The following is a 25,286-nucleotide window of genomic DNA, read 5'->3' as shown; positions in this document are numbered from 1 at the left end:
CAGAAAAACCCCCGATATTCGGGGGTTTTTCTTTTGCGCAGAAGTCTTATTCACCGGGTCTCTACGCAGTCGTTCGCGCTAGACTGCGAGCCTGTGGATAACTAGCCAGGGATGCCGTCATCATGAACAGAGGCTTCTATCGTGCGGACAAGCGCCTGCCCCTCAGTCCTTCGTATTCGTTGAATCCAGGCCTGGTAAAAGTCAGCGGCACCGTGGTGCTCAAGGAGTCTCGTTTTTCTCCAGTGGATGGCGTGCCCTGTGCGGGGTATTCGCTGCGGATTCAGGAGAGCTATCGCGACAACAGCGGCGAGAACGTATGGCGGACGGTATTTACCGACGCACAGTGCAGTGACTTTGCCCTCAAGGATGCCCACGGCACTGTGGATATCCTCGCCGAAGGCATTGAGCTGTTCTCAGGCCAGGTGCCGCAACTGGGGGACTACCGCTACACCGCGGGTCCTGGCCGCCAGCAAGGAGAGATCCTGCTCAGCGAAGGCCTGGAGGTAGTTGTGATTGGCACCGCGATCCAACGTAACGGCAAAACCGTGATCGCCCAAAGTGAGCAAGCCGGCGCAGTGTTTGGCGTAGAACGGCTGCGTAACGTAAAGAACCACCGTGTTGCTGTCCCGGCGTGGCGCGCCCTCGGTTTGTGTGGTGCCTTGGTGGCGCTGTTCAGCCTTGCGCTGATGGTCATTGGTCCGGCGCAATGGACGCAGTGGGAGCTGCCCAGCCGCGAGACGTTCCAGCAGATGGCAGCATTGGGGCCATTCCACGAATGGGTGGCTTTGCTGTATCAGCGCCAGGGTTCGTCGTTACCGTTGATGGCAGCCTTCGGTTGGACGGGAATGGTTTTTGTGCTGATGTGCATCGCCCGGTTGCTCCTCTATCGAGATATCCACAAGGTAGTGCAGCCCATACTCATCGCCTGGTGGGCGGTTGGAGTGATCGGCGGCGCAGGCGTGACCTGGGCACTGGTGGCGCTTGAGCTTGATCCGTTCAAGATCTTTTTGATCTGGCTGAGTGTGATTGTTGTTGCCCTGGGCTTTTCCATCACTCAGCAACGAGCCTTGCAGGCGCTGGTGGCGAGTATCCTCAAGACCAAATCACCCTAAGGCACAAACTCCACCCGCAATCCGCGGCTGGCGCTGCGGCCTTGGTCATCACTGACCCGCAACCGATACGCCCCCGACTTTCCTGGCCGCCAGTTCAAAGTGGCCTGGGGCGAGCCCTGGCCGATCAGGGTCTGGTCGGCAAACCAATACAGGGTTTGTGCATCGCTGGCGGCGTTGGCGCTCAGGGGAATGCTTTCCTGGGGTTGCGACAGACGCAGGTGATAGCTGACCTGCGTGAGCGGTGAGCGGATCTGCGGCGCTTCGCTCTGGTCGCTGAGGCGATTGGGCTGGCAGCTTTTCATCACCGTGGGCGGCGTGCGGCGTGGCAGGCCAGCGGCGCGGAACAGCCGTTGTACATCGCTGGGCCAGAACTCGAAGACTTCTTCGCGCGTGTACTGCGGATCAAACGGTGGGCAGGCGGCCTTGCCCGTGCGGGTGTCGATCAGCACCGGGCGATGCAGGTTGGAGACCCGGATGGGCGACACGCCGGGGATGTACCAGGTCTTGCGGGTGCGAGGGCACCAGCGGTTGGGCAGTTCGCCGGAGGCGGCGCAGATGTCGATGCGGATCAGACCGGCGGGCGGCTTGTCCGGTTTGTCGGCCACAGTGGGCAAGGCCAGGGGCAGGGCGTCGGCGATACGGAAGAACAGCGGCGCCGCGGTTTTGGCACCGATAAACACAGGGTTTGGTCGACCATCGAAATTGCCGACCCACACCACCAGCACATACGGGCCCACCAGGCCAGCGCTCCAGGCGTCGTGAAACCCCCACGATGTGCCGGTTTTCCAGGCGGTGCGCCAACGCTTGGCAGGCAGGCCGTCGGGGCGCGGATTGCGCCGCAGCATGTCGCGCACCATAAAGGTCGCTTGGGGTGTGAGTAACTGTGCCCCGGTGACCTGAGTCTGCTCCACCAGATAGCGCAACGGTCGCAAATGCCCGTCACCCGCCAGCATCAAATACAGACCTGCCAGCTCCTCAGGTGTCATCTCACCACCGCCCAGCGCCAGGGCCAAACCGTAATGGCTTTCGCCCCGCAGCCCCTTGATCCCGGCCCGTTGCAACAAACCGTACAGCGATGGTGACTTGACCTGGCTGGCCAGCCACACCGCCGGGATATTGCGGCTGCGGATCAACGCATCGCGCGCCGTCAGCGGCCCGACAAAACTGCCGTCGAAGTTTTCCGGCTGAAAGTAGCCGAAGTTACTGGGCATGTCCTTGAGGATGCTCATGGGGTGAATCACCCCTTGGTCCAGCGCCAATCCATACAAAAACGGCTTGAGCGTCGATCCCGGTGACCTTCGCGCCAGCACCCCATTGACCTGACCGTGGATGCCTGTGGATAAGTAATCCGCCGAACCCACCAGCGCCTTGACGCTCTGGTCGCGGCTGTCGATCAGGATGGCCGTGGCGTTTTCTACACCATTGCTGCGCCGCTCGGCGATAAAGCCGGTGATCAGGCGTTCCAGCAACTGCTGCAGCGGTAAGTTGAGGGTGCTGTTCAACTCGTTGCCAGTCTGGGAGGCCAACAACTGTTCGCTCAGGTGCGGCGCCAGAAACGGAATCTGCTGCCGGTTGCGTGCTTCCAGCGGCAGGTCGAGCAAACTGTCGTTACGCGGGTCTTGTGGATAAGTTTCGCGCCAGTCGGTCATCAACCGCAGCCGGGCATTTTGCAGCGATGGACCGAAGCGCGCACGCCGGCCCGGTTGCTGGGGAATCACCGCCAGCGCCAGGGCTTCAGACAAGGACAACTGCGCCGCTGCCTTACCGAAATAAATCCGGCTGGCGGCCTCGGCGCCTTCGATATTGCCGCCCATGGGCGCGAGATTAAGGTAGGCCTCAAGAATGTCGTGCTTGCTGTAACGGGCTTCCAGCCACAGCGCCAACACCATTTGCTGCAGCTTGCCTGGCACTTGGCGTGTATTGAGATCCCACAATCGCCGCGCCAATTGCATGCTCAAGGTCGAACCGCCCTGACGCTGGCCGCCGCTGTAGGTCGCCATCGCCGCCCGCAGCAACGCGGGCGGATTAATTCCCGGGTGCCAGTAGAAGTTGCGGTCTTCCTTGAGCAGCAGTGCCTCCACCAGCGATGGCGAAATCCGCTCCAATGGCAGCCACAGGCGATATTGGCCGTCATCGGCCAGGGTCATGCGCAGCAGCGAACCGTCATCGGCCAGCACCACCCGTGACGAAGTGGCGGCTTGCTCCAGGGACGCATGAGGCCACAAACGCAGCCCCGCGAGTATCACCACCGCTGCCAGCCCGGTGGCCAGCAGCGGTTTGAGGCGCTTAAGGTTTGACGATTTCAAGCTGGCCTACTTTGCCGCGCCCTTGCAGGGTGGTTTCGTACATACCTTCGGCGTAGGCCGGTGGCGTGTTGAAGATCCCGGCGTTGGTGGCGCGTACGCGGTAGACGAAAGTGCCCACATCCCGCAGCGCGGTGCCGTACAACACCACTCGATCATCCCGTACATCGACGTAGTCCGGCTGCCAGTTGCTCAGGTCGGTTTCGCCGATGGGCGCTTGCCAGGCGTCGGCTTCTTCGGTGTCTTCGCTGCTTTCCACGGACTCCGAATCGTCGCCTTCGCTTTCTTCGGAACTGGCGGCTTCAGGTTCTGGCGGCAAGTTATACACAGGCTCGACGCCACCGGGCAGCAAGTCGACCACGGCCACTTGTTGCACCTGATCCCGATCGGTTGCCCGCAGGCGCAGACGCACCAGGAACTCATCGCCCACCTCGACCTTGCTTACCGGCTTGCCTTCCAGGTCGAGGTATTCGTGGATGATTTCCAGGCCATTGTTGATCGGCTTGAGGGTGGTGCCCCGATCAAAACCGGCCTCGCTGAGCATGTAGAACGCCGGTGGACCGTCGGATTTTTCCATCAGCAGTTTTTGCGTGGTAGCAGGCACGGCAGCGCGCGGCGGTTGGCCAGCCATCTGCAACAGTTGTTGCTGTTTGTCTGCCAGCCAGGCGGTGGCCTTGAGGGTCATGTCGCTTTGCGCACGCTGGCCATAGTTGTCCAAGGCCCGCAGCAACAGCGCCGCCGACAGCGAGTTGTAGCGCTGTTCATTGAGGCGCTTGCCGAGTTTATCCAGCAGGGTCGCCGGCACGTCGTCCAGCAACTCAGGGAAGTGTCGAGCGAGCAGATGCAGGTGTTCGGCGTCATGCACCAGCGGGTCATAATACAGGCCGTCGCTGTCCCACTTATCGGTCAATGAACGCCATGGGATCTTGCGGAACAACACATCGGCCTGGCGATCCTGCTTGAGCAACTTGTAGCTGGCGGCCAGGTAAGCGGCGCCAATGTCGTTCTGCCAGGTGTCTTTGAAGTAGGTTTCATAGCGCTCGCGGATATCGCTCAAGGCACCACTGACCAGAATCCCCTGACGACTCAACAGGTAACCGGCGTAGGCGCGATTGCGCAATTCCGACAGGCCTTCGCTTGGGCCGTTGGCCAGCTCGGTGAGGTAGGCGTTGGAACGTACCAGCACGTCTTCCGGCACCGGCAGGCCGCGCTCCTTGGCTTCGATCAGGAAGTCGGTGGCGTACAGGCTGACGTAAGGCGCCACGTCCGGGTTGGCCGCCCACAAACCAAAGCCGCCGGCCTGGTTCTGGCGCTGACGAAGCATGCGTACCGCGCCGCTGAAGGCCTGCTCGGCCTCGGGTGCGTTACCGCCCCAGATCAACGCAGGCATAGCCTTGGACACCAGTTGCTCGGTGCAGGCATAGCCGTAGTCATCCAGGTAATGCTTGAGACCGTTGGCCCACACCAGCGGCGAGGCGGCCACGCCCAATTGCACGTCCCGCAGCTGTGTGAACAGTTGACGGGTGGGTTTCAGCTCTTTGCTGGCGCTGTCGAAGCGGCCCAGGCTGAGGGCGACCCGATGCTCGCTTAATGGCCGGATCGAGGTGGTTTCCGCCACCTGGATGCGCTTGCCATTGGGCAGCACTGCGACGAAACGCAAGTCCGCCGAACCGAGGTTTTCCAGGACCTTGATCTTGAACTCAGCGACGCCTTCCTTGCGCGGTTGCAGCGCCAGAGTACTGGCCTTGTCGCCCTGGACTTGCAGGCCGTCACTGGTCTGCAATTCGAACTTCACATCTGCCGCCGCTTCCAGGTTGCTGAACACCCCAGCACTGACGCTGAACACATCCCCAGGCGCGACAAAAGCCGGCACGTTCGGCGTGATCACCAACGGTCCGCGTACTTCGGTGTTGGCTTCGCTGACGCCCACGCTGTCGGCATCTACCGCCACCGCAAACAGGTGAAGCTTGCCGTTGAAGCTGTCCGGCACTTGGTAATGCAGCACCGTTTCACCTGCGGGTAGATCCACCAACCCTGACCACCAGGCCACAGGCGGCTGGTGTTTACGTTTGAATGGATTCAGGTGTGAGGCCAAGGCGTTTTCTGTATCGCCCCCTGGCGCTGCACCACTGAGCAGGCGGCTGAATTCCGGCAGGATCAGGTCAAGAATCTGACTGGTGCCGACTTCCAGTGCGCGCTTCTGGAAGAAGAAGCCCAGCGGGTCCGGCGTCTGGTAGCGCGCCACCTGCAGGATGCCTTCGTCCACCGCGTAGATCACCGCACGGGAAGGACGGTCGGTGTTGACCTTGATGTCCAGAGTCTGCCCCGGCTCGATCTTCGCCGGGCCTTCGACTTTCAAGGCCATGCGCCGCGCATCCAGGTTGATGCTGAATGGCACCACACCGTAGGACAGCGGGCTCATATAGACCTCGGACGAACCCATGTCCCGCACAAACTGCACGTTGACGTAGGCATTGCCCTCAAGCCCCGCCGGCACACGAATGTGTTGCACGCTGTTGGTACTGTCGGCTTTGAACCACTGCTGGGTGTAGACCTTGTCCCGTTCGATGGTGATCAACCCGGCGCCTGTGTACGGCGCACGGATGCTGATGGCGATCTCATCGCCGGTGGCGTAGCTGCGTTTATCCAAGCGCAGTTGCAGCTCGGCGTTGCGTTCCAGGGAGCGCGAGGTGTTGCCACGCCCAGCGATGCTGTAGTCGATCTGGTTCAGCAGGTTGCCGTTGGCGTCCTTGAGTTGCAGGGTGAAATCGCCGGGGGTGGACGTGTTCAGCGCCTGCTTGGCACCTTCTTTGGTCATCACCACAGGCGAGGCCGGCTGGCTGATGTTCTTGATCCGCGACTCGTACTTGTAGGTGCCGTTGGATTGTTTCACCAGCACCGAGACATAACGATGCTCGACCACTTCACTGGTCAGTCCGTCCACCGCCATTGGCGTGAGGTCGGGAGCCACGGCCAGCCATTGCACCTGGCGTGGCGCGTCCTTGGCGACGAACGACAGCGAGTCCTGACTCTTCACACCCACCAGATACGGTGCCGATGACACCAACAACGCGCTTTGCGCGGCGACGTTGCGCCCGCCCTCGGCTTCGAACACCTGGGTCATGACTTGCAGGCGGTAGGTGCTGTTGGCGTAGCGTTGCAGGTTGAGGTCGAGTACGGCCTGGCCGTTGTCGTCGACGGTGGTTTCGGCCAGGTCTTCGGAGTTGGCTTCTTCCAGTGAATCATTGAGGCGGAAGCGGTAATCCGGGTAACGATCAAAGGCCGCGAGCGTCGGGCTCAGGGACATTTTTGCGGTGACACGCCGGCCGGACGCCGGGGCGCCGAACAGGTGCATCGCGGTAACCTTGGCCACCACTTGGTCCGGAGGGATCCAGCCTTGCACAGGCGTGTCGTGCAGGCTCAGGCTGACTTTCATGCGGTCTGGTTCAAAGTCGCGGACTTTGAAGCTGACGCTACCCAAGTCGGTACGAGTCTGTTTCTCGCCGATCAATTGCAGAGTGGCCGTGTAATCGCCGGCAGGGGCGACTTCACTGCTGGGGAAATCAAAGGTTTCAAAGCCGCTGGTGGAGAGTTTCAGGGGTTGGCGAATCACTTCCAGCCCGCGTGGGTCGGTGATTTGCAGTTCAACCGGCAAGCCTTGCAAGGTGCCTTTCCAATTGCCGCTGCGCACGATCATGCCCAAGTGTGCGATTTCGCCCGGTCGGTACAGGCCGCGATCGGTAAACAAGTAGGCGCTGAGGCGATCAATCGCACCGTCTTCTTCCAGGCCGCCTACATCAAAACGAGAAAGGTCCAACTGCTGGGACTGGCGAGCAATCGGCAGGAAGGATTGGTCGTTGCCGCGGCTGACCACATACATCAGCGGCGTTTTCTCACGGCGCAGTTCATCCAGCTTGGCGAAGTGCGCGTGGCCCTCGGCGTCGGTGCGACCACTGCCGACCGGCAAACCATTGCGGCCGATGATATCGACCTGGGCATCGGCGACGGGCGAGCCGTTGCCAATGGACTGCACGTACACGTCATGGCTGCCGTCGCTGGAGCGCTTGGCGATGATCCCCAAATCGGTGACCACGATGAAACGCAGGTCGCTGGTGTTGTTGCGGTAATAGTCGAAGGTGTATTCGGCCGGCTCGTCTTGAGGGCTGAGCTTGAGGACGAATATGCCTCGGCGACCGCCGTTGGCGGTGAGGTAGCTGCTCAGGTCGACGTTGTCGTAGAGGGTTTTCGATGGGTCGGCGGCCGACAGGGGAATATCCAGGGACTGACGTTCCACCATCCGGTCGAAGTAGTCGTTGGAGAACTTCGGTCGGGCAAAACTGCCGCTGCTCTGGTCCACCAGGTGCTGCAGTTGGTTAGGCAGCACACGGGCAATTTCCACGTGGGCGCCCGGAACACCACGAGCCATGAAACCCAGGCGTTTTTCGCCGTTGAGGCTGAGCAGGGCTCCATCAGACAGGAACTGCAAGGTGCGCGGGTAAGCCGGCATGCTCAGCAGGGAGGCTGTCGGATTTTTCGCCAGGTAGCCGCCGATGGCTTCCAGATTGGCCGGTACCCGTACATACAGGGCACGACCGGCAGGGGCCTTGAATTTAAAGGCGTGTAGGGTGTTCAGGGGCTCGACGCTGGGAACGTGGGTCAGCTTGACGGGCGTGCTGCGGGCCAGCAGTTTGTCGTCGATGTCCTTGGTATTCCAGGGCTGAGTATCGTCCTGGGCTTTTTCCGGTAACAACCAGGCCTGGACTTTGGTGGAGATGGTTTCATCGGCCACCGCGCTGGAGCTGCTGAACATCAGCACTGGCTCGGGCTCGCCGCGCTCGTTGTCGACAAAGCTGACTTCGGCGCCGGTAAAGGTCAGGCGATAGCGCCCGGGTACGGTGACTTCCGCCAGCAGTGGTGCGGAACTGGCGTTGCCGCCGTCACGCGCCTTGATGCCTTCGTCGATCTTGGCGCTGACCGGGGTGCTTTCCAACGGCGTCGCCAGCGCGGCGGAACGCACATAGGCATTGAGCTTGGTGTCGTCGAAGGTGATTTCCGGGAGGTTCGGCAGTTGTGCGTCGCGATAGGCCAGGCCTTTGCCGAGGGTTACCGAGACGCGCTTGCGCAGGCTGTCTTCATCCACCGGGTGGGAAAAGTGGAAGGTTGCCACCAGCTGTTTCAGGGTCGGATTGGCCGGGTCTTGATACAGCTCGTTTTGCGCCAGCTTGGCGTGGAACGGCTGGGTGGAGAATTGGGTGCTGTATTGGTCGAGCAAGACGCCACCCGCCAACAGGTCTTTCTTGGACAGGTCGACGCTGTAGCCGGTATCAATGGGCCAGTCTTTATCAGGGACAAACAACAATGTGCGGTCATCGGTCCAGCGCCAAGTGCCTTGGACGGCGGGTTTGATCACGATGCCCTGGCTGACTGTCTTGCCAATGTCTTGCAACGGCGCCACCGACTCGGCGAAGCGCACTTGCAAGTTATCCACAACCGGTGGTTGTTGGGTGTAGTCGGTAAGGCTCGGCTTATGCAGCGAATAACCCACGGTGTGGGGCTGCGGCAGATTGGAGTACCAGTGCCAGCCATAGAACCCGGCGGCCGCCAGCAACACCAGGCCCAGCACACCGCCGGCAGCCTGACGTGGGTAGGCGCGCGCCTTGTGGCCGACGTTGGCCAACCCGTTGCCAACGGCGTTCAGCCAGCGTGGCGGATGCCATTGGCCGAACAGGCTGCGCAGCAACCATCGGACGGCGCCGAACAGAACACTCACCACTGAAATTAATGCACCGAAAAACCGGCGACTGGTCGTTTTGAACGAGTCAAACATGGTGAGCATCCCTGGCAATGTGCCGCGTATCTTACACGCGTCTTTGATACAAAAGATGACGTAGATACACCGCGCAGCCAGTGTTTTTTGCGGTTATGCGACTCAGGCTTGCTGGACGAAGGTCAAACGGAGGGCAAAGCCGATCAATAGGCTGCTTTGCGATTCAGGGGGGGCAGACGCCGGGGTATGTCCCCCGGCTGAAGGTTGCTTTCTTTATTGGGGGTGCAGGCAATCCAGCGATCTATCCACCATCACCTTGGCCATTTCTACCAGGTGCATCGCTGCTCGGGATGAGCCGCTCAATTGATCAGCGGATTCGCAAGCCACTGCGCAGTTGAGCAGCTCGGAGGCATGGGCGAGGGCATCTTCGAAGCTGAGTTCAGGGTGAGGGATAAAGAAGGCGAAAGGTGGATTGGGCGTTACTTTGACCATTGCGATAACTCCAATGTAGGCGATTGGAGCTGCCAGACATCGCTGCTAAACAATGGGTGGCAGCTGTACGCAGGTTAGCAGACCGGAACATTGGGAACCCGGCGCACCCGAAGGTGCCCTGCGCACAGCCACCATAAAGCGTTGGCGTAAAAAAACGCCTTGCTTGAGATGGCGCTTGTGCACCCAATGTCGAACGTTCGAGCTGCTAAACCCGGTCACTGAATTGACAGTGACGGACGCAGACTAGACGCCGAAAAGGCAGGGCACAAGCGCTGGGGATTCTCTCGGAAATGTCCTGCGAAGGAAAGGGAAGGGACGTTCAGCGGGGTAGTTTCAGACGTTATCGCGTTTAAGTCGGTGAGAGCTTGCCGCCACCTTTTACTTGTCTTGCGCATTCAATGAGCGATGTCTTTTCGTAAGGGTGAAAGCTCAAATAATATGCGAAAATAAATCGGAAAATATAAATCTGATTAAATGTTCTTAATCACTGTATTGCCCAGCTATCATTGATCAATGATTAGAGAAAAAACGGAAAATAAATCGGAAAAGGTCGACAGGAATGACGTCACCATTCATCTCCGGTAATCACTGGTTAGAGCCGATTTGGCCTTCCCCTGGTTTCCCGCCATCCATTTTGCGCACCGCTGAATCGCTGTCGTTTCGTGCGGGTCGGCTTACCGGACTGCTTCCTGCACAGACTGCTGCTCGCATCGGTGACCTGATGCGGATCACAAACAGCTATTACAGCAATTTGATCGAAGGTCAATTTACCGAGCCTGCAACCTTATCTGCTCGAGTCCCGAGGCGTGACCCTAAGGCATTACGTGAGTTGGCTGAGAGCCATATCGGTGTGCAGGACTTATTGGAGCGTGTATTGACCCGATCGAAAACGGGGGCTCCCTGGGATGTCTTCTTCTCTAAAGGGTTGGTTTCGCACGTTCATCGTCGACTTTTCACAGGTGCCAGCGACGATGATCTAAGGCTCGGTGATGGACGCTTGCTCGTACCAGGACAGCTGCGTGACGCGGCCCAACGCAATGTTTTAGTAGGGCATCATGCGGCCCCTGCCTGGGAGTCCGTTACTCCCATGTTGACGCGGCTCCAGCAGGTTTACGGCCGGCAACCGGATTTGACCTCCCGAGTTCTGGGCTCGCTCGCCTATCACCATCGTCTGGCATTTGTTCACCCATTTGAAGACGGTAATGGCCGTGTCGTTCGCATGATGACGCACCTGCAACTGATGCAACTTGGGCTCGCCTCCCCGTTGTGGTCTATGTCCAGAGGGTTGGCCCGCAAACAGGACGAATACTATCGCCAGCTAAGGGCTGAGGATCAGCCTCGTCGAGGTGATCTTGATGGGCGCGGTCAGTTGACCCAGTCTGGGCTGTGCGGCTTCGTTGAGTTCATGCTGCAAGTATGTATCGACCAAATGGATTACATAGAGCAATCGATGGACTTGGTAAGCCTGCGAAAGAGGCTGGAGAGAGTCATAGGACTGGAACCGCGATTTGTTGACGCGGGGATAAAACAGGAGATGGCCAAGGCGATCCACATTTTGCTTACCCAAGGCGAGGTTTCCCGAGCGGATTTCAAAACATTCTCTGGGCTTCACAACCGAGTGGCGAGCGATCAACTGACAACGTTGATCGAGATGGGAGTGGTCGAAGCGCCTTCAGCGAAGTCGCGTTCTGTCTTTCCCGGGCTGCCTGTGTGGTTCGCGCAATTGATATTTCCGGATCTGCACAGGCGTTTCCATTGAGGCCCAACAGGCACTGATCGTTCCCACTGGAAGGGAGCGATCAGTGAGGCAGATCAGGTCCACCAATACCGCACGAGGTGAAAGAATATCGGCGCCGCAAAGCACACCGAATCCAGCCGATCGAGCATCCCGCCGTGCCCTTCGATCATGTGCCCCCAATCCTTGACCCCACGATCGCGCTTGATCGCCGACATCACAATCCCGCCGGCAAACCCCAGCAGGTTGATCAACAGCGCAATCAAGAACGACTGCCATGGGTTGAACGGGGTGGTCCACCACAGCGCCGCGCCGATCAGTGATGACAGCAGGATCCCGCCGACAAAGCCTTCCACGGTTTTCGACGGTGACAAATTGGGTGCGATTTTGTGTTTGCCGAACAGCTTGCCGCACACGTACTGCAACACGTCCGACAGCTGCACCACGATCACCAGGTAGGCGATCAGCAGCAGGTTGCGGCCTTCATAGCCGACGATGTCCAGGGTCAGCAGCGCCGGTACGAAAGACACGCAGAACACCGCGATCATCAGGCCCCATTGCACTTTCGACGCGCGTTCCAGGAAGTGCGTGCTGTCGCCGCCCAACGAGGCCAGGATCGGCAGCAGCAGGAACACGTAGACCGGAATGAAGATTGAGAACAGTCCGTACCAGTCGAAGTAGATCAGCAGGTATTGCAACGGCAAGGCCAGGTAGAACGCGGCCACCAGCGCCGGGTAATCGCTGCGCCGGGTTGGCGTGAGGGTAAGAAATTCCCGCAGCGCGTAGAACGACACCGCGTAGAACAGCAGGATCACCGCACCGGTGCCGAGCCAGAAGGCAATACCGATTAGCACCACCATCACCCACCAGGCATTGATGCGGGCGTTGAGGTTGTCGATCACCGCATTCGGGGTGCCGCGTGTGCGCAGTTTGAGGATCAGGCCGATCAGCGAGGCCAGCACCAGGATCGCGCCGATTCCGCCGAACAACATCAGGGTTTGGCTATCCATGTCAGGAATGCTCCGGGGCGAGGGCGAGCAAGGCGTCGCGGGTACGGGCGAGGAACAAGGTTTTGTCTTCGCCGTCTTCCAGTTGCAGCGGCGCGCCGAAGCTGGTGGTGCACAGCAACGGCAGCGGCAGGACGCGGCCCTTGGGCATGACGCGGTTGAGGTTGGCGATCCACACCGGGATCAACTCAGCCTGTGGGTAACTTTTCGCCAGGTGATACAGGCCGCTCTTGAACGGCAGCAGGCCGTCTTCCAGGTTGCGTGTCCCTTCCGGGAAGATGATCAGCGAGTCGCCGCCTTCCAGTGCAGCGAGCATGGGCGCTAAAGGGTTATCCACAGGGTCCTTGCGCTCTCGGTCGATCAGTACGCCGTTGAACACGCGGCTGATGATGTAGCGGCGCAGGGCGCTCTTGTTCCAGTAGTCGCTGCCGGCCACCGGGCGCGTAAATTTGCGCAGGTTCTGCGGCAACGATGCCCACAGCAACACGAAGTCGCCATGGCTGCTGTGGTTGGCAAAATAGATGCGTTGCACCGGGACCGGCGCGCAACCGAGCCACAGGCTGCGGGCGCCGGTGACAGTGCGGGCCATGGAGGTAATCAGGGTGGCGACCACGGGTTCGAACATAAGGATTCCTTATCCAGCGAAGGGCAGCCAAGGGCTGGCCAGGATGACGGCCAATGTCAGCAGTACTTGCGCGGCCAGCAGGTACGCTTGCTTGCGCAATAGTTTGAGGGCGCCACGACGGCGCTCGGTCCAGGGCCGGCCGGCGCGGTTGGCCGGTTGTAGGCCGAGGCTTTGCAGGGTCTGGTCGAGGTCGGGTGTGCGGTCTTTATTACGGGCCAGCAGCGCGAACAGGTCGGCATCGAAGGCCACCCGTAATGCCCAGTACTTTTGCAGCAGGCCGAGAATAATCATCCACAGGCTGAGAATCAGACAGATCGGCGTGACGGTGGCCATCAACAATTGAGCCAGGCCGAACAATACGCCCAGTAATGTCAAGCCTGTGGATAACTGATCCAGCGAACGACCCCGGCGCAGCAAGCTGGCGACGACCTGTAATTCCATGTCAGCGCGCATAAGACAGGCCCTCCAAGGCTTCACGATGGGCGGGATGCAGGACCACCTGGGCGCGTGCTGTACGAATCATGCTCACGGCCTCGTCGACACTGGCTGCGCGGCCGCTGGTCAACAACCAGGCGGCCACGGCGGTGGCGCTGCGGGAATAACCCAGGGCGCAGCACACCAGGAGCGGCCCGTGGTGGCGCAGGCGTTCGATGGCTTGCGCCGCATCCAGACATTGCGCGGTGGTGGGGGCGGTCAGGTCCAATACGGGCACGCTGTAATAGGCTCGACCCTGTGGATCAAGGGGTAGCTCGGCGCAGAGATCGACAATTGTCTTGAACGAATCCAGCTCGCTGCCTGTGGGAATCCGGCCCAGCCAAACGTTATCCACAACCTGATCGGGCTGTGGATGTTTGCGTGTCCACAGCCGTGAGTTGACCCAGGCAGCCGCCAGATAAGGTGCAAACAGCCAGCGCGCCGCCGGGCTGAGTTGGCCATCGGCGCGTTTCTGAAAGCCCGAAGCACCCAATACCAGATAACTCGCCTTCACCAACCCCAGGGAAACCGCCGGCCACAGCAGCCACAGCCAGCCGCCACCCAAGACAAACGCCAGGATCACCAGCGCCAAAGACCCAAAGCCATAGCGCAAGCCCAGCCGCCAACGCTGTGGGTCTCGGGTGAGCCGCGCACTCAGCAGTGGGCTCGGGTGTTCCAGTGGCCATAACCACACGCACAACCAGCCCAATAGAGCCCCTGTGGGTAAGTCGATAAAGTGGTGTTGATAAGTGGTCAGCACCGAAATGCCGATGAGGGCAAACCAGCCGTGGACCAGCCAGCGCCACAGGCCTTGGGTATGCCGTTGGAACATTATCCACAGCACCACGAGCAGGGCGATATGCAGCGAAGGCGCCTGATTGAACGGCTTGTCGAAGCCCGCCAGCACGGCAAACAACCAGCCGAACACGCCGTCCAGTTCCGGCCGTTCAAAGGTGAAACGCAACGGCCAGATCAGGAAGCAACTGACCGCAACTAACTGGGCCGTCAGCAGGCGCAGGGCGTGTTGCTTCAGCTCATGGCGAGTAGAGGGCAACAGCAGGGAGAAGCCGTAGAGCAGATCAATCGACCAGTAGGGGACAATGGTCCAGGCCCAGAACGGGATATGGGTTTCCCAGCCAAACACCATCGTGCCGACATCGCTGCGTTGGCTAGTGACCCACGTGGCAAACCCATAGGTGCTGAAAAACAGCGGCGCCAACAGCAGCAGCCACAACACCGCCGGCTTTAATAGGCCTGGTTCGCGCATGGTCAGATCTTCTGTGCCAGGGACACGCTGAAAATGCCCCATTCATCCACTCGCTGGGTGATCTTGCGGAAACCTGCGGCTTGCACCAGTTGATCCATTTCCGCCTGGGTGCGCCGACGCATCACCCAAGCCTGGCCCTGACGGTGACTGGTGAGGGCGCGCGCGATCAATTCCAGCTGCGGGTGCCACGGTTGGCCGGTGTAGACCAGATAACCACCGGGCTCCACCGCTTCGGCCAGCCCGGCCAGCGAGCCGCCGACCATGGCGTTATCCGCGAACAATTCATACAGGCCAGACACCACCGCCAAGGTCGGCTTGGGTTCCAGCGCCGCCAGGTCCGCGCGGTCAAAGGCATCGCCTTTGACAAACTGGGCGATGTCGCCGAGACCTTTCTCACGAATCAGTGCGCCACCGTCGCGCACGTTGATATCGCTGTAGTCGCGCAGCAGGATCGATTCCGGCAGCGGTGAGACACCCTGCAAAGCTTCCAGAATGTAGCGGCCGTGACCGGCGGCGATATCGACGATCCGCACCTCGCGGCCTTCATCACGCAGTTTGGCCATGGTCAGGCGCAGCAGCTCTTCGACATTCAACTTGCGCTGACGAATGCCGCGCCAGCCGATGGAGTTCAGGTAGTTGGTGTCGATCATCCGCCCCAGCGCGCCCTTGCCGGTGGGCGTGTTGCGGTACACATAGTCCAGGGTACTGCCGGAGTCGAAGCCGGTGTCGAAGCCCAGCTTCACCCCGTCCGACAGCTTGCTGCCCAGGCCCATGCTGGCTCGCGTCATGCGCCAGTACAGGTCGCGCAGCGAGTTGTGGGGTAGCGGTGCGGCCAGGGATTCGGATTCGGCGCAGGTCAGGCCGAACTTGTCGGCGTCCAGCAGTGAGGCGCGGTCCAACGGGTGTTCGAAGTTCTGCAGAATAAAGCGCTTGGCGCTGCTCAAGGCCACGGCGCGATCACGCTCACCCAAGGTGTCGTGAAAGAAGCCGGGGAGGATGTGCATCTCCTTTTTCAGGCTGCCGAGGCGTTCGAAGAACTGCTGCTGCGGTTTGCGGTGGACCACAAAGTCCGAGCCGGAAACCAGTAACTGAGTTGGTACCTGAATCGCCTGGGCATCGGCTACAACCCGGTCAGCGGCTTCATACAGGCCCAACAGCACATTCACCGAAATCGCCTTGGTGATCAGCGGGTCGCTGTCGTACGACGCCACGCGCTCCGGGTCATGGCTGAGGAACTTGGCCTTGACGTAGCTGTTGACGAAAAAATTGCCGCGAAACTTGCGCATCAGCGCCAGGCCGGACCGGGCGAAAGGCACGTAGAGCTTGACCTTGAAGGCCGGCGAGGCGAGCACCAGGGAACGGATTTTCGGTGCGTAATCGTGGACCCACGTTGCCGCGATCACCGCGCCAACGCTCTGGGCGATGACGGCGAGGTTTTCTTCTTCGATGGCGTAGGTGGTGCCGATGTGGTCACAGAAGGTCTGCACGTCTCGGGCACTGGTGGCGAAGCTCGGGCTGTCGCCACGCTCACCAGGGGATTGGCCATGGCCGCGGGCGTCCCAGGCGAAAAAGTCGAACGCAGGCAGGTCCAGTTCATCCACTAGGTGGGCGATGCGCCCGGAATGTTCGTGGCCGCGATGGAACAGCAGGATCGCCTTACGCGGCGTTCCGTCTGTCGCTGCAGTCGCGGGCCAGTGGCGGTAGAAAAGCTCTACGCCGTCATGGGTGCTGAAGGTGTGCTCTTGCTGTTCGCGCATCGCAAAATCCTTATGCAGAAGGAGAGGTCGATTCTTCTTTCAAGCCTTGGCGTACACGGTTGACCAAGGTATAGGCCAACAACGCAGCGACGATCCACATGACAGCGTCGACCCAAACGGCACCGAGCCAGCCGAGCGCAACGCCGGTGGCCAGCACGCCGAGGACAAACGCCCGGTCACTTTTGCCCATGGGGCCGTCATAGCGCCGCGAAGCGCCCACCATCGGCCCAAGTACGCCGGCGTACTCGCTGAACACCGCCAGCAAGGTCACCAGCAGCACCGGCGCCAGGCTCACGCCGGGGATCAGCGCAAACGGCAGGATCAGCGCGCTGTCGGCGATCACATCACAGAGTTCGTTGAGGTAGGCGCCAAGTCGCGACTGCTGGCCGAATTCCCGGGCGAGCATGCCGTCGATGGCGTTGAGGGCCATACGCAGGATCATCCACACGGGGATCAGCGCAAAGAGCCACAGGTGCTGGGCAAAGCTGGCAATCAGCAAACCCACGAGGAGGGAAATGACCCCGGCCAGCACGGTGATCTGGTTGGCAGTGGTGCCATTGTCGTAGAGGCGCTGGACCAACGGCCGCAGCAGGTTTTGAAAACGCGGTTTGAGCTGATAGATCGAAATCATGAAGGTGGCGCTTCCTTGTCCGTTAACCCGCGAAACACTTTTTCCGGAGTGTGACGATTTATCGCGGCGGACACTAGTGATGGCTCGTGTTTATAGGGGTTTTGTCGTTCTTCATGTGCAATCGAACAAAAATTTCACGCTATGTGTTATATGGTAACGAATTGTGTACAAGCGGGCGTGTGTGGATGCGAGTGGATCTAGAAGCTGAGGGCGCTGCCGTCGACGGGCTGCCGCGTTTTCAGCAAGGGATGTTTCATGCCCGGCGTTTACGTCAGGCCGGTATCGGCCTGACGGCACTGGCCATCAGCGGCTGGGTGCTGGCGCTGTTCGTAGCGTTGTTTGCACCGCTGTCGATCTGGCCGGTGATGCTTATCAACTGTTCCTCGGCATTGCTGGTGCTGGTGGCCGGGCTGCAGTCAGCCTGGTGGGTGGCCGATTGGCGGGCCCAAGCCTTAGAAGGGGCGACGGCGCCACTGATTGTCTCGCCGGTGGCCGTGGAAGATTCCGGTTGGTACGACCGTCTGCTTGGCCGCATCAGCAATGGTTGGGGTGGCCTGCTGGCGCAGATCGGTGCGCCGGTCCTGTGGCTGTGCGGCTGGTCCCTGCTGGCATTGGTCAGCATCGTCGAGTTCTGGAACCTGGCATTACCGCCTGCTGCGGTAGGCCAGGCCGCGAGTGTCGGTGCGGCGGCCGCGTTGCTGCTGGCCTTTGGCTTGTTGGTATTCGAGCGACGCCTGGCCCAGGAAAGCACCGCCCAGTGGCCGGAAGCCGGGCAACTGGCGCAGTTGAGCCGGGTGGCGATCATCTGCCTGGTGATCAGTGCGATCTGTCTGTTGTTTGCAGGTGAGGAGTCCGTCTGGCCACTGCGCCTCGCGGTGTTGATCGGCTTGTTGCCGGTGCTGGTAGCGCTGGAGTTTCTGCTGCGGGGCGTGCTGTCGCTGTTCAGCCCGCGCCAGGAGCGCCTGGAACCCCGGCTCATGGCGCAAAGCTTTATTGCTGACATGCTGCGCTGGCCGCCCCAACCGTTGCTTGCCTTGCAGAATGAATTGCACAACCGTTTCGGCATCGACCTGCGGCAGATCTGGGCGTTTACCTACATGCGCCGGGCGTTTCTGCCGGTGTTGGTGGTGGTGCTGGCGGTGGGTTGGTTGCTCACTGGTGTGCATGAAGTTGCCCTGCAAGGCCGTGGGATTTATGAGCGTTTTGGCAAACCGGTGGAGGTCTTCGGGCCAGGCCTACATGTCGGTTTGCCTTGGCCATTGGGCCGAGTGCTGAGTGTGGAAAATGGCGTGGTCCACGAGCTGGCCACCAGCGTCGGTGAAACAGCCACCACCGAGTTGGCGCCCGCCGAGGGCCCGGCGCCGTTGATTGCCAACCGCCTGTGGGACGCCAGCCATGTGAATGACAAGTCCCAGGTGATCGCCAGCAGCAGCGGCGACAAGCAGAGCTTCCAGATCGTCAACATGGACGTGCGCTTCGTCTATCGCATCGGCCTGACCGATCAGGCCGCGCTCGCTGCCACTTACAACAGTGCCGATGTGCCCACGCTGATCCGCAGTACGGCCAGCCGCATCCTCGTGCATGACTTTGCCTCGCGCACCCTCGATGAATTGCTGGGTGAACAGCGCACCGGCCTCGCCGATGAAATAGGCCAGGCCGTACAGGCCGATTTGCAGAAACTCGACAGCGGTGTGGAAATCCTCGCCACGGTGGTGGAAGCCATTCACCCGCCTGCCGGTGCAGCCAACGCCTACCACGGCGTGCAGGCGGCGCAGATTGGGGCCCAGGCGCTGATCTCCCGGGAACGAGGCGCGGCCAGTGAACAGACCAACCAGGCGCTGTTGCAAGCCAGTACCGCGCGCGACCAGGCCCAGGCCACGGCCCATGAGGTCAACGCAGGCGCACAAGCGGCGGACCTGCGCTTTGCTGCCGAACAAAAGGCCTACGCCAGCGCCGGTCAGGCGTTTGTGCTGGAGCAGTACCTCAGCCAACTGAGCCAGGGCCTGGCCCATGCCAAGTTGCTTATTCTTGATCATCGTCTGGGGGGCAGCAGTGCACCGACGATTGATCTGCGTTCTTTTACTTTGCCGGCCGACCCTTTGGTGCCGCGTAAAGCCGTTCAATAAGGAGTCTGTCTGTTGAGCGCTCATTCTCACGATCATGGTCACCACCACGGCCACCACCATCATCACCATCACGATGAAGAGCAGGAAGCCGGCCCGTTCCCTTGGCGCCGTATGGCCTGGGCTGTGTTGCTGGTGCTGTTTGCTGTCGCCGCCGCGAGCCTGGTGCAGGTGCGCTCCGGCGAAGCCACGGTGATCACCCGCTTTGGCAATCCTGCGCGGGTCCTGTTGGATCCGGGCCTTGGCTGGCGCTGGCCGGCGCCGTTCGAAGCGGCGATCCCCGTGGACTTGCGCCTGCGCACTACCTCCAGCGGCTTGCAGGACGTGGGTACGCGGGATGGCTTGCGGATCATCGTGCAGGCCTATGTGGCCTGGCAGGTCCAGGGTGATGCTGACAACGTGAAACGCTTTATGCGCGCCGTACAAAACCAGCCGGACGAAGCGGCACGGCAGATTCGCACCTTTGTCGGCTCGGCCCTGGAAACCACCGCCAGCAGTTTTGACCTGGCCAATCTGGTGAACACCGATGCCAACCAGGTGCATATCGCCGATTTCGAGGCGCAACTGCGCCAGCAGATTGATCAACAATTGCTCACCACCTACGGCGTGCGCGTGGTGCAGGTGGGGATTGAACGGCTGACCTTGCCTTCGGTGACGCTGGCGGCCACCGTCGACCGCATGCGTGCCGAGCGCGAAACCATTGCCACCGAGCGCACCGCCGTCGGCAAGCGTGAAGCGGCGCAGATTCGTTCCGCCGCCGAGCGGGATGCGCGAATCGTCCAGGCCGATGCCACGGTGAAAGCGGCTGATATCGAAGCGCAATCCCGCGTCGAAGCGGCGCAAATTTACGGCCGGGCCTATGCAGGAAATCCGCAGTTGTACAACTTGCTGCGCTCCCTCGACACCCTAGGCACCGTGGTGACGCCGGGTACCAAAATCATCTTGCGCACTGACGCTGCGCCGTTCCGTGCATTGGTGGACGGTCCCAAGGACGTTCAGCCATGAGTGAGGCGTCCAAAGACCCGGACAACCTCGACAGCCCGTGGATTCAGGCCGGGCGCCTGACCTTCCTCGCGTTGTACGCGGTGACCGTGCTGGCGGCGCTGGCCTGGGCGTTTTCCAATGTGCGGCAGATCGACCCGCAGAACCGTGCCGTGGTGTTGCACTTCGGCGCGCTGGACCGGATTCAGAACGCCGGGCTGCTGCTGGCCTGGCCGCGTCCGTTCGAGCAAGTCGTGCTGCTGCCAGCGGCCGACCGTGTGATCGAGCGTCGGGTGGAAAACCTGCTGCGTTCCGACGCTGCAATCCAGGCCGACCGCGTTGCCAGCCTGGCCACGCCCCTGAGTGATGCGCTGGCGGGCTCCGGCTATCTGCTGACTGGTGATGCCGGCGTGGTGCAACTGGATGTGCGGGTGTTCTACAAGGTCACCGAGCCTTACGCCTTTGTGCTGCAGGGTGATCATGTGTTGCCGGCGCTGGATCGGTTGGTCACGCGAAGCGCCGTGGCCCTGACGGCGGCGCGGGACCTGGACACTATTCTGGTCGCTCGCCCTGAGCTGATCGGTGCCGACAACCAGGCCGCCGAGCGTCGAGAACGCCTGCGCGGTGATCTGGTGCAAGGCATCAATCAGCGCCTGGTGGACTTGGCGTCTACCGGCCTGGGTTTGGGCATCGAAGTCACTCGGGTTGATGTGCAATCGAGCCTGCCGAGCCCGGCGGTAAATGCGTTCAACGCAGTACTGACTGCCAGCCAGCAAGCCGACAAGGCTGTGGCCAACGCCCGCACTGACGCTGAGAAACTGACCCAGGGCGCGACCCAAGACGCCGACCGTCTGGTGCAGGTGGCTCACGCCCAAGCCAGCGAGCGCCTGGCCAATGCTCAGGCACAAACCGCCACCGTGGCCAGCTTGGCCCAGGTGAAAGACCCTGGCCTGTTGCTGCGCCTGTACCGCGAACGCTTGCCGAAGATCCTGGGCCAAGCCGGCTCGGTGACCACGGTCGATCCTAAAGACGATTCCCGCCTGATTATTCAGGGAGCTGAACAATGACCGCTCACGCTGCGCCGATGCTGACATCGGCCGAACAACGCAGCGCAGCCCGCCAATTGACCTTGGCCATGCTGGCCCTCGGCTTGCTCGCATTGGGTCTGGTCTGGCGCTGGTTGTCCCCTGATCAAACCGGCGTCAGCCAATTGTTGCTGGGCGTCGCCTCGTTACTGGTGGCTGTACCGGTGATGCGTTCGGCTTGGTACAGCCTGCGTTACCCGAGCCTGCATGGCATCACTGATCAATTGATTGCACTGGCGATGTTGGGTGCCTGGGCCACCGGTGACCTGCTGACCGCTGCCTTGCTGCCGATCATCATGATCTTCGGCCATGTGCTGGAAGAGCGCAGCGTGATCGGTTCCCAAGAGGCCATCCATGCCCTGGGCAAGCTGACCCGCAGCCATGCCCGTCTGGTGCAGGCCGACGGGACCATTGTGGAAGTGGACAACGGCACCTTGAAGACCGGCGATATTGTTGAGGTGCGCGCCGGCGACCGGGTACCGGCCGATGGCGTGGTGCTGTCGGGACAGGCCAGCCTGGATACCGCACCTATTACCGGTGAATCGGTGCCGCTGGAAGCCAGCGTCGGGGTACAGGTGTTTGGTGGCGCGATCAACCTTGATGGCTTGCTGCGTCTGGAAGTGACCCGCACCGGCAACGAATCGACCTTGGGCAAAGTCATCGCCCTGATGCAAAGCGCCGAGCGCTCCAAGCCGCCGATCACTCGGCTGCTGGAGCGGTATGCCGGCAGTTATATGGTGTTGGTATTGTTGCTGGCGGCGGTCACCTGGTTTGTGACCAATGATGCTCAGGCGATGCTGGCGGTGCTGGTGGCGGCGTGTCCGTGTGCGTTGGTGTTGTCGGCGCCGGCCACGGCGATTGCCGGGATTGCCGTGGCGGCTCGCCATGGGATTTTGATTCGCAGCTCGGCGTTTCTCGAAGAGCTGGCGGACCTGACCTCCCTGGTGGTCGACAAGACCGGCACCCTGACGTTTGGCACCTTGCGTCTGCAATCCATTGAGACCACGGCGCCGGACCGCCAAGTTCTGCTGAACCTGGCGGCCAGCCTCGGCTCGGCCAGCAGCCACCCGGTCAGCCGGGCGTTGGCTGGGCTCGCGACGCAAGAGCAGATGCTGGTGCTGTCGGATATTCGTGAACGTCAGGGTTTGGGCGTGGTGGCGCAAACCGAGCAGGGCGAAGCGGCCCTTGGTCGGCCGGAGCTGTTTGAGCAACTGGGTATTGCGACCACGACCGTGCCCAACCATGACGGCCCGATTGCCGGACTGGCGCTTGATGGACAATTCCTCGCTTGGTTGTTGCTTGCCGACAGCGTCAAGCCGGAGGCGCGCCAGGCCATGAAGGAACTGCGAGAGCTGGGTCTTGGCCGTCAGTTACTGCTGACCGGCGATCGCCAGAGCGTGGCCGACAGCCTGGCGCTGGAAGTGGGCATCAGCGATGTCGAAGCTCAGGCGTTGCCCGAAGACAAACTCAACCGCGTGCTGGGGGAAATCGGCAGCGGGTTCCGCCCGATGGTGGTGGGCGACGGGATCAACGACTCCCTGGCCCTTAAGGCCGGTGTGGTGGGCGTGGCCATGGGCGCGGGCGGGGCGGATATCGCCCTGGCCTCGGCGGACGTGGTGCTGATCGGCAGCGACCTGCGGCGCCTGGGCACCTGCGTGCGGCTGAGTCGTCAGTGCCGGCATACGTTGCAGGTCAATGTGATCATCGGCCTGGGCTGGACCCTGGCGATTGTGGTGTTCGCAGCCTTCGGCTGGCTGGGCGCAGCGGGGGCAATGATTGCGGCGGTATTGCACAACCTCAGTACTCTGCTGGTGTTGGGTAACGCCGGGCGTTTGTTGCGGTTTCAGGAACCGTTGATGAAGCTCGAGGAATAAATTTCAGAAATTGTTCAGGCTCGATGTAACGGCACCAGAGCACCTCACTCTAGTGCTGTGTCGGGACTGAACAATCCGTTTAGCCGACTCCATTACCGATCATGAGGAACACAAGAATGAACATTAAATCCGCTGCTGCTGGTGCCGCCTTCGCTATCGCTGCTGCTGGCATGTTTGCCGGTGTCGCTACCCAGGTGCAGGCTGCAGATGCCCAGGTTCATTGCTACGGCGTTACTTCCTGCAAAGGCATGAACGATTGCAAGACCGCTGAAAACGCCTGTAAAGGCCAGGCTGTTTGCAAGGGCCACGGCTTCAAGGCAATGACCAAGGCTGCTTGTGATGCAGCTGGCGGCAAAGTCGGCGAATAACTGACAACAGAGTGCAACCGCAGCGGGGCCACCGCCGCTGCGGACACTTCTCCCAGGAGTTCGCGATGTCCACCTCCCTCCCGACTTTGGGCTACGGCCTGGGTTTACGCAGCGAGTACTACCAGCAGATTCTTGAACAATCCCCTGCCGTGGATTGGTTCGAGGTGATCTCCGAAAATTATCTGGTCCAGGGCGGTAAAGCCCTGTACTACCTGGATGCGATAGCCGAGCGTTATCCCCTGGTGATGCATGGTGTGTCCCTGTCTATCGGTGGGCCTCATGCCCTCGATATCGACTACCTGAAGCAAATAAAACAACTGGCCGAGCGGGTCCAGCCGGCGTGGATTTCCGATCACTTGTGCTGGAGCCGCGGTAGCGCGCACCAGTTGCATGACCTGCTGCCACTGCCTTACACCGAAGAAAGTCTGTACCACGTCGCCGGTCGTGTGCGGCAGGTGCAGGATGTGTTGCAGCGTCCCTTGGTACTGGAAAACGTCTCCAGTTATGTGCGATCCAAGGCGGATGAATTCACCGAGTGGGAATTCCTCAACGCCCTGACCCACCTCAGCGGCTGCCAGCTATTGCTGGACGTCAACAACGTCTACGTCAGCTCCCGCAACCATGGCTTTGATGCCTGGACCTTTATCCGCAACCTTCCACCCGAGAGCATCCGCCAACTGCACTTGGCCGGGCACATGGACTATGGCGACTACGTAATCGATACCCACGATCACCCGGTGTGTGATCCGGTCTGGGCGCTGTATCAACAGACCCTGGAACACCTGGGGCCGGTTTCGACGCTGCTGGAGCGTGATGACCACTTTCCACCCTTTGAAGAGTTGCTCACCGAGTTGGCCAAGGCCCGGGAGCTGGGGGCGACGGCCTTGGGCAGGAGGGCTTTATGCGCCTGACCGACTGGCAGTTGGCGTTTGAACAACATGTGTTATCAGAGACCCTCAACAGCAGTTTTAGCGCGACGCTGCTCGGCGGCCCGACGCTGGATGTCGACACAGGCCTTGCGATCTACCACAACGCCTACCGCGCGCGATTGCAGGACGTGCTGCGCGATGATTTCAGCGCCGTGTGGTATTGGCTGGGGGACGATGAGTTTGCGCAGTTGAGCGCGGCCTATATTCGCCGCTACCCCTCGCGTCATTACAGCTTGCGCTGGTTTGGTGAGCGGTTTCCCGAGTTCATCCTTGAACATTTGATCGCCGAGCAAAGCGCGCCGTTGGCCGAGCTGGCACGTCTTGAATGGGCGTTTACCCTGGCCTTTGATGCGCCACAAGGCGAGCCGCTGATGTTGCAGGACATGGCGCAGTTGCCTCCCGAGGCTTGGCCTGGGTTGCAGGTGCAACTGGCGCCTTCGGTGCAGCAGATGCTGTGTCATTTCAACAGTGTGGCGATCTGGCGATCGAGCAAGAACGAGGCAGACTTTCCTGGCAGTGAAGCGTTGAGCGAGGCTCAGGTTTGCCTGATCTGGCGCCACCAGAATGTGTGCCAATACCGCACCCTGGAACCGGCTGAAGCCTGGGCTTTGATGGGCATGGTGACCACCGGCTGGAGTTTTTCAGAACTGTGCGCCGAGTTGGCAGTCACTTATCAAGAGGGCGCGCCATTGCAAGCGGTGACCTGGCTGAAACAGTGGGTCCAGGACGGTTTGCTCCAACTGCGGGCACCATAGA

Annotated in this window: 18 protein-coding genes; 9 read left to right on the top strand and 9 right to left on the bottom strand. The window is 60.9% G+C overall.

The window, feature by feature from the left end; all coding sequences use genetic code 11:
* Positions 1 to 122 precede the first annotated feature (122 nt).
* Positions 123 to 1,112 carry a hypothetical protein gene (locus tag HKK55_RS25405; protein WP_169357138.1) on the top strand — a complete coding sequence of 330 codons (990 nt, stop codon included), beginning with the start codon at positions 123 to 125 and terminating at the stop codon, positions 1,110 to 1,112.
* Here HKK55_RS25405 and pbpC read toward each other — a convergent pair.
* From pbpC to HKK55_RS25390, 3 genes are all read right to left on the bottom strand, one after another.
* Complete coding sequence (gene pbpC / locus HKK55_RS25400) at positions 1,109 to 3,418, bottom strand: penicillin-binding protein 1C (protein WP_169357137.1); 2,310 nt, start codon at positions 3,416 to 3,418, stop codon at positions 1,109 to 1,111. The two genes, HKK55_RS25405 and pbpC, sit on opposite strands and share 4 nt — an antisense overlap.
* Positions 3,399 to 9,242, bottom strand: a complete 5,844-nt coding sequence (locus HKK55_RS25395; protein ID WP_169357136.1) for an alpha-2-macroglobulin — start codon at positions 9,240 to 9,242, stop codon at positions 3,399 to 3,401. Before HKK55_RS25395 ends, pbpC begins: the two co-directional genes overlap by 20 nt.
* A gap of 213 nt (positions 9,243 to 9,455) precedes the next feature.
* Positions 9,456 to 9,674 (bottom strand): DUF3077 domain-containing protein, encoded by a 219-nt coding sequence (locus tag HKK55_RS25390; RefSeq protein WP_169357135.1) that lies wholly within the window; start codon positions 9,672 to 9,674, stop codon positions 9,456 to 9,458.
* 559 nt (positions 9,675 to 10,233) lie between these two features.
* On the opposite strand from HKK55_RS25390, the gene HKK55_RS25385 reads away from it, so the two are divergent.
* Positions 10,234 to 11,433, top strand: a complete 1,200-nt coding sequence (locus HKK55_RS25385; RefSeq protein ID WP_169357134.1) for a Fic family protein — start codon at positions 10,234 to 10,236, stop codon at positions 11,431 to 11,433.
* A gap of 53 nt (positions 11,434 to 11,486) precedes the next feature.
* Here the strand turns inward: HKK55_RS25385 and HKK55_RS25380 are convergent, their stop codons facing one another.
* Genes HKK55_RS25380 through HKK55_RS25355 form a run of 6 tightly spaced genes read right to left on the bottom strand, consistent with a single transcriptional unit; the run spans position 11,487 to position 17,170 of the window.
* The gene (locus HKK55_RS25380; protein ID WP_169357133.1) at positions 11,487 to 12,419 is read right to left on the bottom strand and encodes a phosphatidate cytidylyltransferase; all 933 of its coding nucleotides are present in this window, start codon (positions 12,417 to 12,419) and stop codon (positions 11,487 to 11,489) included.
* A 1-nt stretch (position 12,420) separates the two neighbouring features.
* Entirely contained in the window at positions 12,421 to 13,041 is a 621-nt protein-coding gene (locus tag HKK55_RS25375; protein ID WP_169357132.1) for a 1-acyl-sn-glycerol-3-phosphate acyltransferase, read from the bottom strand.
* A 9-nt stretch (positions 13,042 to 13,050) separates the two neighbouring features.
* Positions 13,051 to 13,494 carry a hypothetical protein gene (locus HKK55_RS25370; RefSeq protein WP_169357131.1) on the bottom strand — a complete coding sequence of 148 codons (444 nt, stop codon included), beginning with the start codon at positions 13,492 to 13,494 and terminating at the stop codon, positions 13,051 to 13,053.
* Positions 13,484 to 14,782, bottom strand: coding sequence for a phosphatase PAP2/dual specificity phosphatase family protein (locus HKK55_RS25365; RefSeq protein ID WP_169357129.1), 1,299 nt, complete (start codon positions 14,780 to 14,782; stop codon positions 13,484 to 13,486). The genes HKK55_RS25370 and HKK55_RS25365 overlap by 11 nt, the downstream gene beginning before the upstream one ends.
* Before the next feature lie 2 nt (positions 14,783 to 14,784).
* Positions 14,785 to 16,539, bottom strand: coding sequence for a bifunctional alpha/beta hydrolase/class I SAM-dependent methyltransferase (locus HKK55_RS25360; protein ID WP_169357127.1), 1,755 nt, complete (start codon positions 16,537 to 16,539; stop codon positions 14,785 to 14,787).
* 10 nt (positions 16,540 to 16,549) lie between these two features.
* Positions 16,550 to 17,170: a CDP-alcohol phosphatidyltransferase family protein gene (locus HKK55_RS25355; RefSeq protein ID WP_169357126.1), complete on the bottom strand. Its 621-nt coding sequence runs from the start codon at positions 17,168 to 17,170 to the stop codon at positions 16,550 to 16,552.
* Between the two features lie 185 nt (positions 17,171 to 17,355).
* Between HKK55_RS25355 and hflK (HKK55_RS25350) the strand changes: the two genes are divergently transcribed.
* The 7 genes from hflK (HKK55_RS25350) to HKK55_RS25320 all read left to right on the top strand — a co-directional run bounded on the left by hflK (HKK55_RS25350) (position 17,356) and on the right by HKK55_RS25320 (position 25,285).
* Positions 17,356 to 19,296: a protease modulator HflK gene (hflK, locus tag HKK55_RS25350; RefSeq protein ID WP_169357124.1), complete on the top strand. Its 1,941-nt coding sequence runs from the start codon at positions 17,356 to 17,358 to the stop codon at positions 19,294 to 19,296.
* A 9-nt stretch (positions 19,297 to 19,305) separates the two neighbouring features.
* On the top strand, positions 19,306 to 20,298 hold the full coding sequence (hflC, locus tag HKK55_RS25345; protein ID WP_169357949.1) for a protease modulator HflC: 993 nt from the start codon (positions 19,306 to 19,308) through the stop codon (positions 20,296 to 20,298).
* Positions 20,295 to 21,341: a protease modulator HflK gene (hflK, locus tag HKK55_RS25340; protein WP_169357122.1), complete on the top strand. Its 1,047-nt coding sequence runs from the start codon at positions 20,295 to 20,297 to the stop codon at positions 21,339 to 21,341. The genes hflC and hflK (HKK55_RS25340) overlap by 4 nt, the downstream gene beginning before the upstream one ends.
* Entirely contained in the window at positions 21,338 to 23,233 is a 1,896-nt protein-coding gene (locus HKK55_RS25335; protein WP_169357120.1) for a cation-translocating P-type ATPase, read from the top strand. Before hflK (HKK55_RS25340) ends, HKK55_RS25335 begins: the two co-directional genes overlap by 4 nt.
* 116 nt (positions 23,234 to 23,349) lie before the next feature.
* Positions 23,350 to 23,601, top strand: a complete 252-nt coding sequence (locus HKK55_RS25330; RefSeq protein ID WP_155582348.1) for a hypothetical protein — start codon at positions 23,350 to 23,352, stop codon at positions 23,599 to 23,601.
* Between the two features lie 65 nt (positions 23,602 to 23,666).
* Positions 23,667 to 24,512 carry a DUF692 domain-containing protein gene (locus HKK55_RS25325; RefSeq protein WP_155582349.1) on the top strand — a complete coding sequence of 282 codons (846 nt, stop codon included), beginning with the start codon at positions 23,667 to 23,669 and terminating at the stop codon, positions 24,510 to 24,512.
* Complete coding sequence (locus HKK55_RS25320; protein WP_169357118.1) at positions 24,503 to 25,285, top strand: DNA-binding domain-containing protein; 783 nt, start codon at positions 24,503 to 24,505, stop codon at positions 25,283 to 25,285. The genes HKK55_RS25325 and HKK55_RS25320 overlap by 10 nt, the downstream gene beginning before the upstream one ends.
* Position 25,286: the final 1 nt, after the last annotated feature.

This window comes from Pseudomonas sp. ADAK18 (assembly GCF_012935695.1).
Lineage (GTDB): Bacteria > Pseudomonadota > Gammaproteobacteria > Pseudomonadales > Pseudomonadaceae > Aquipseudomonas.
This window is presented reverse-complemented; position numbering and strand designations above follow the sequence as displayed.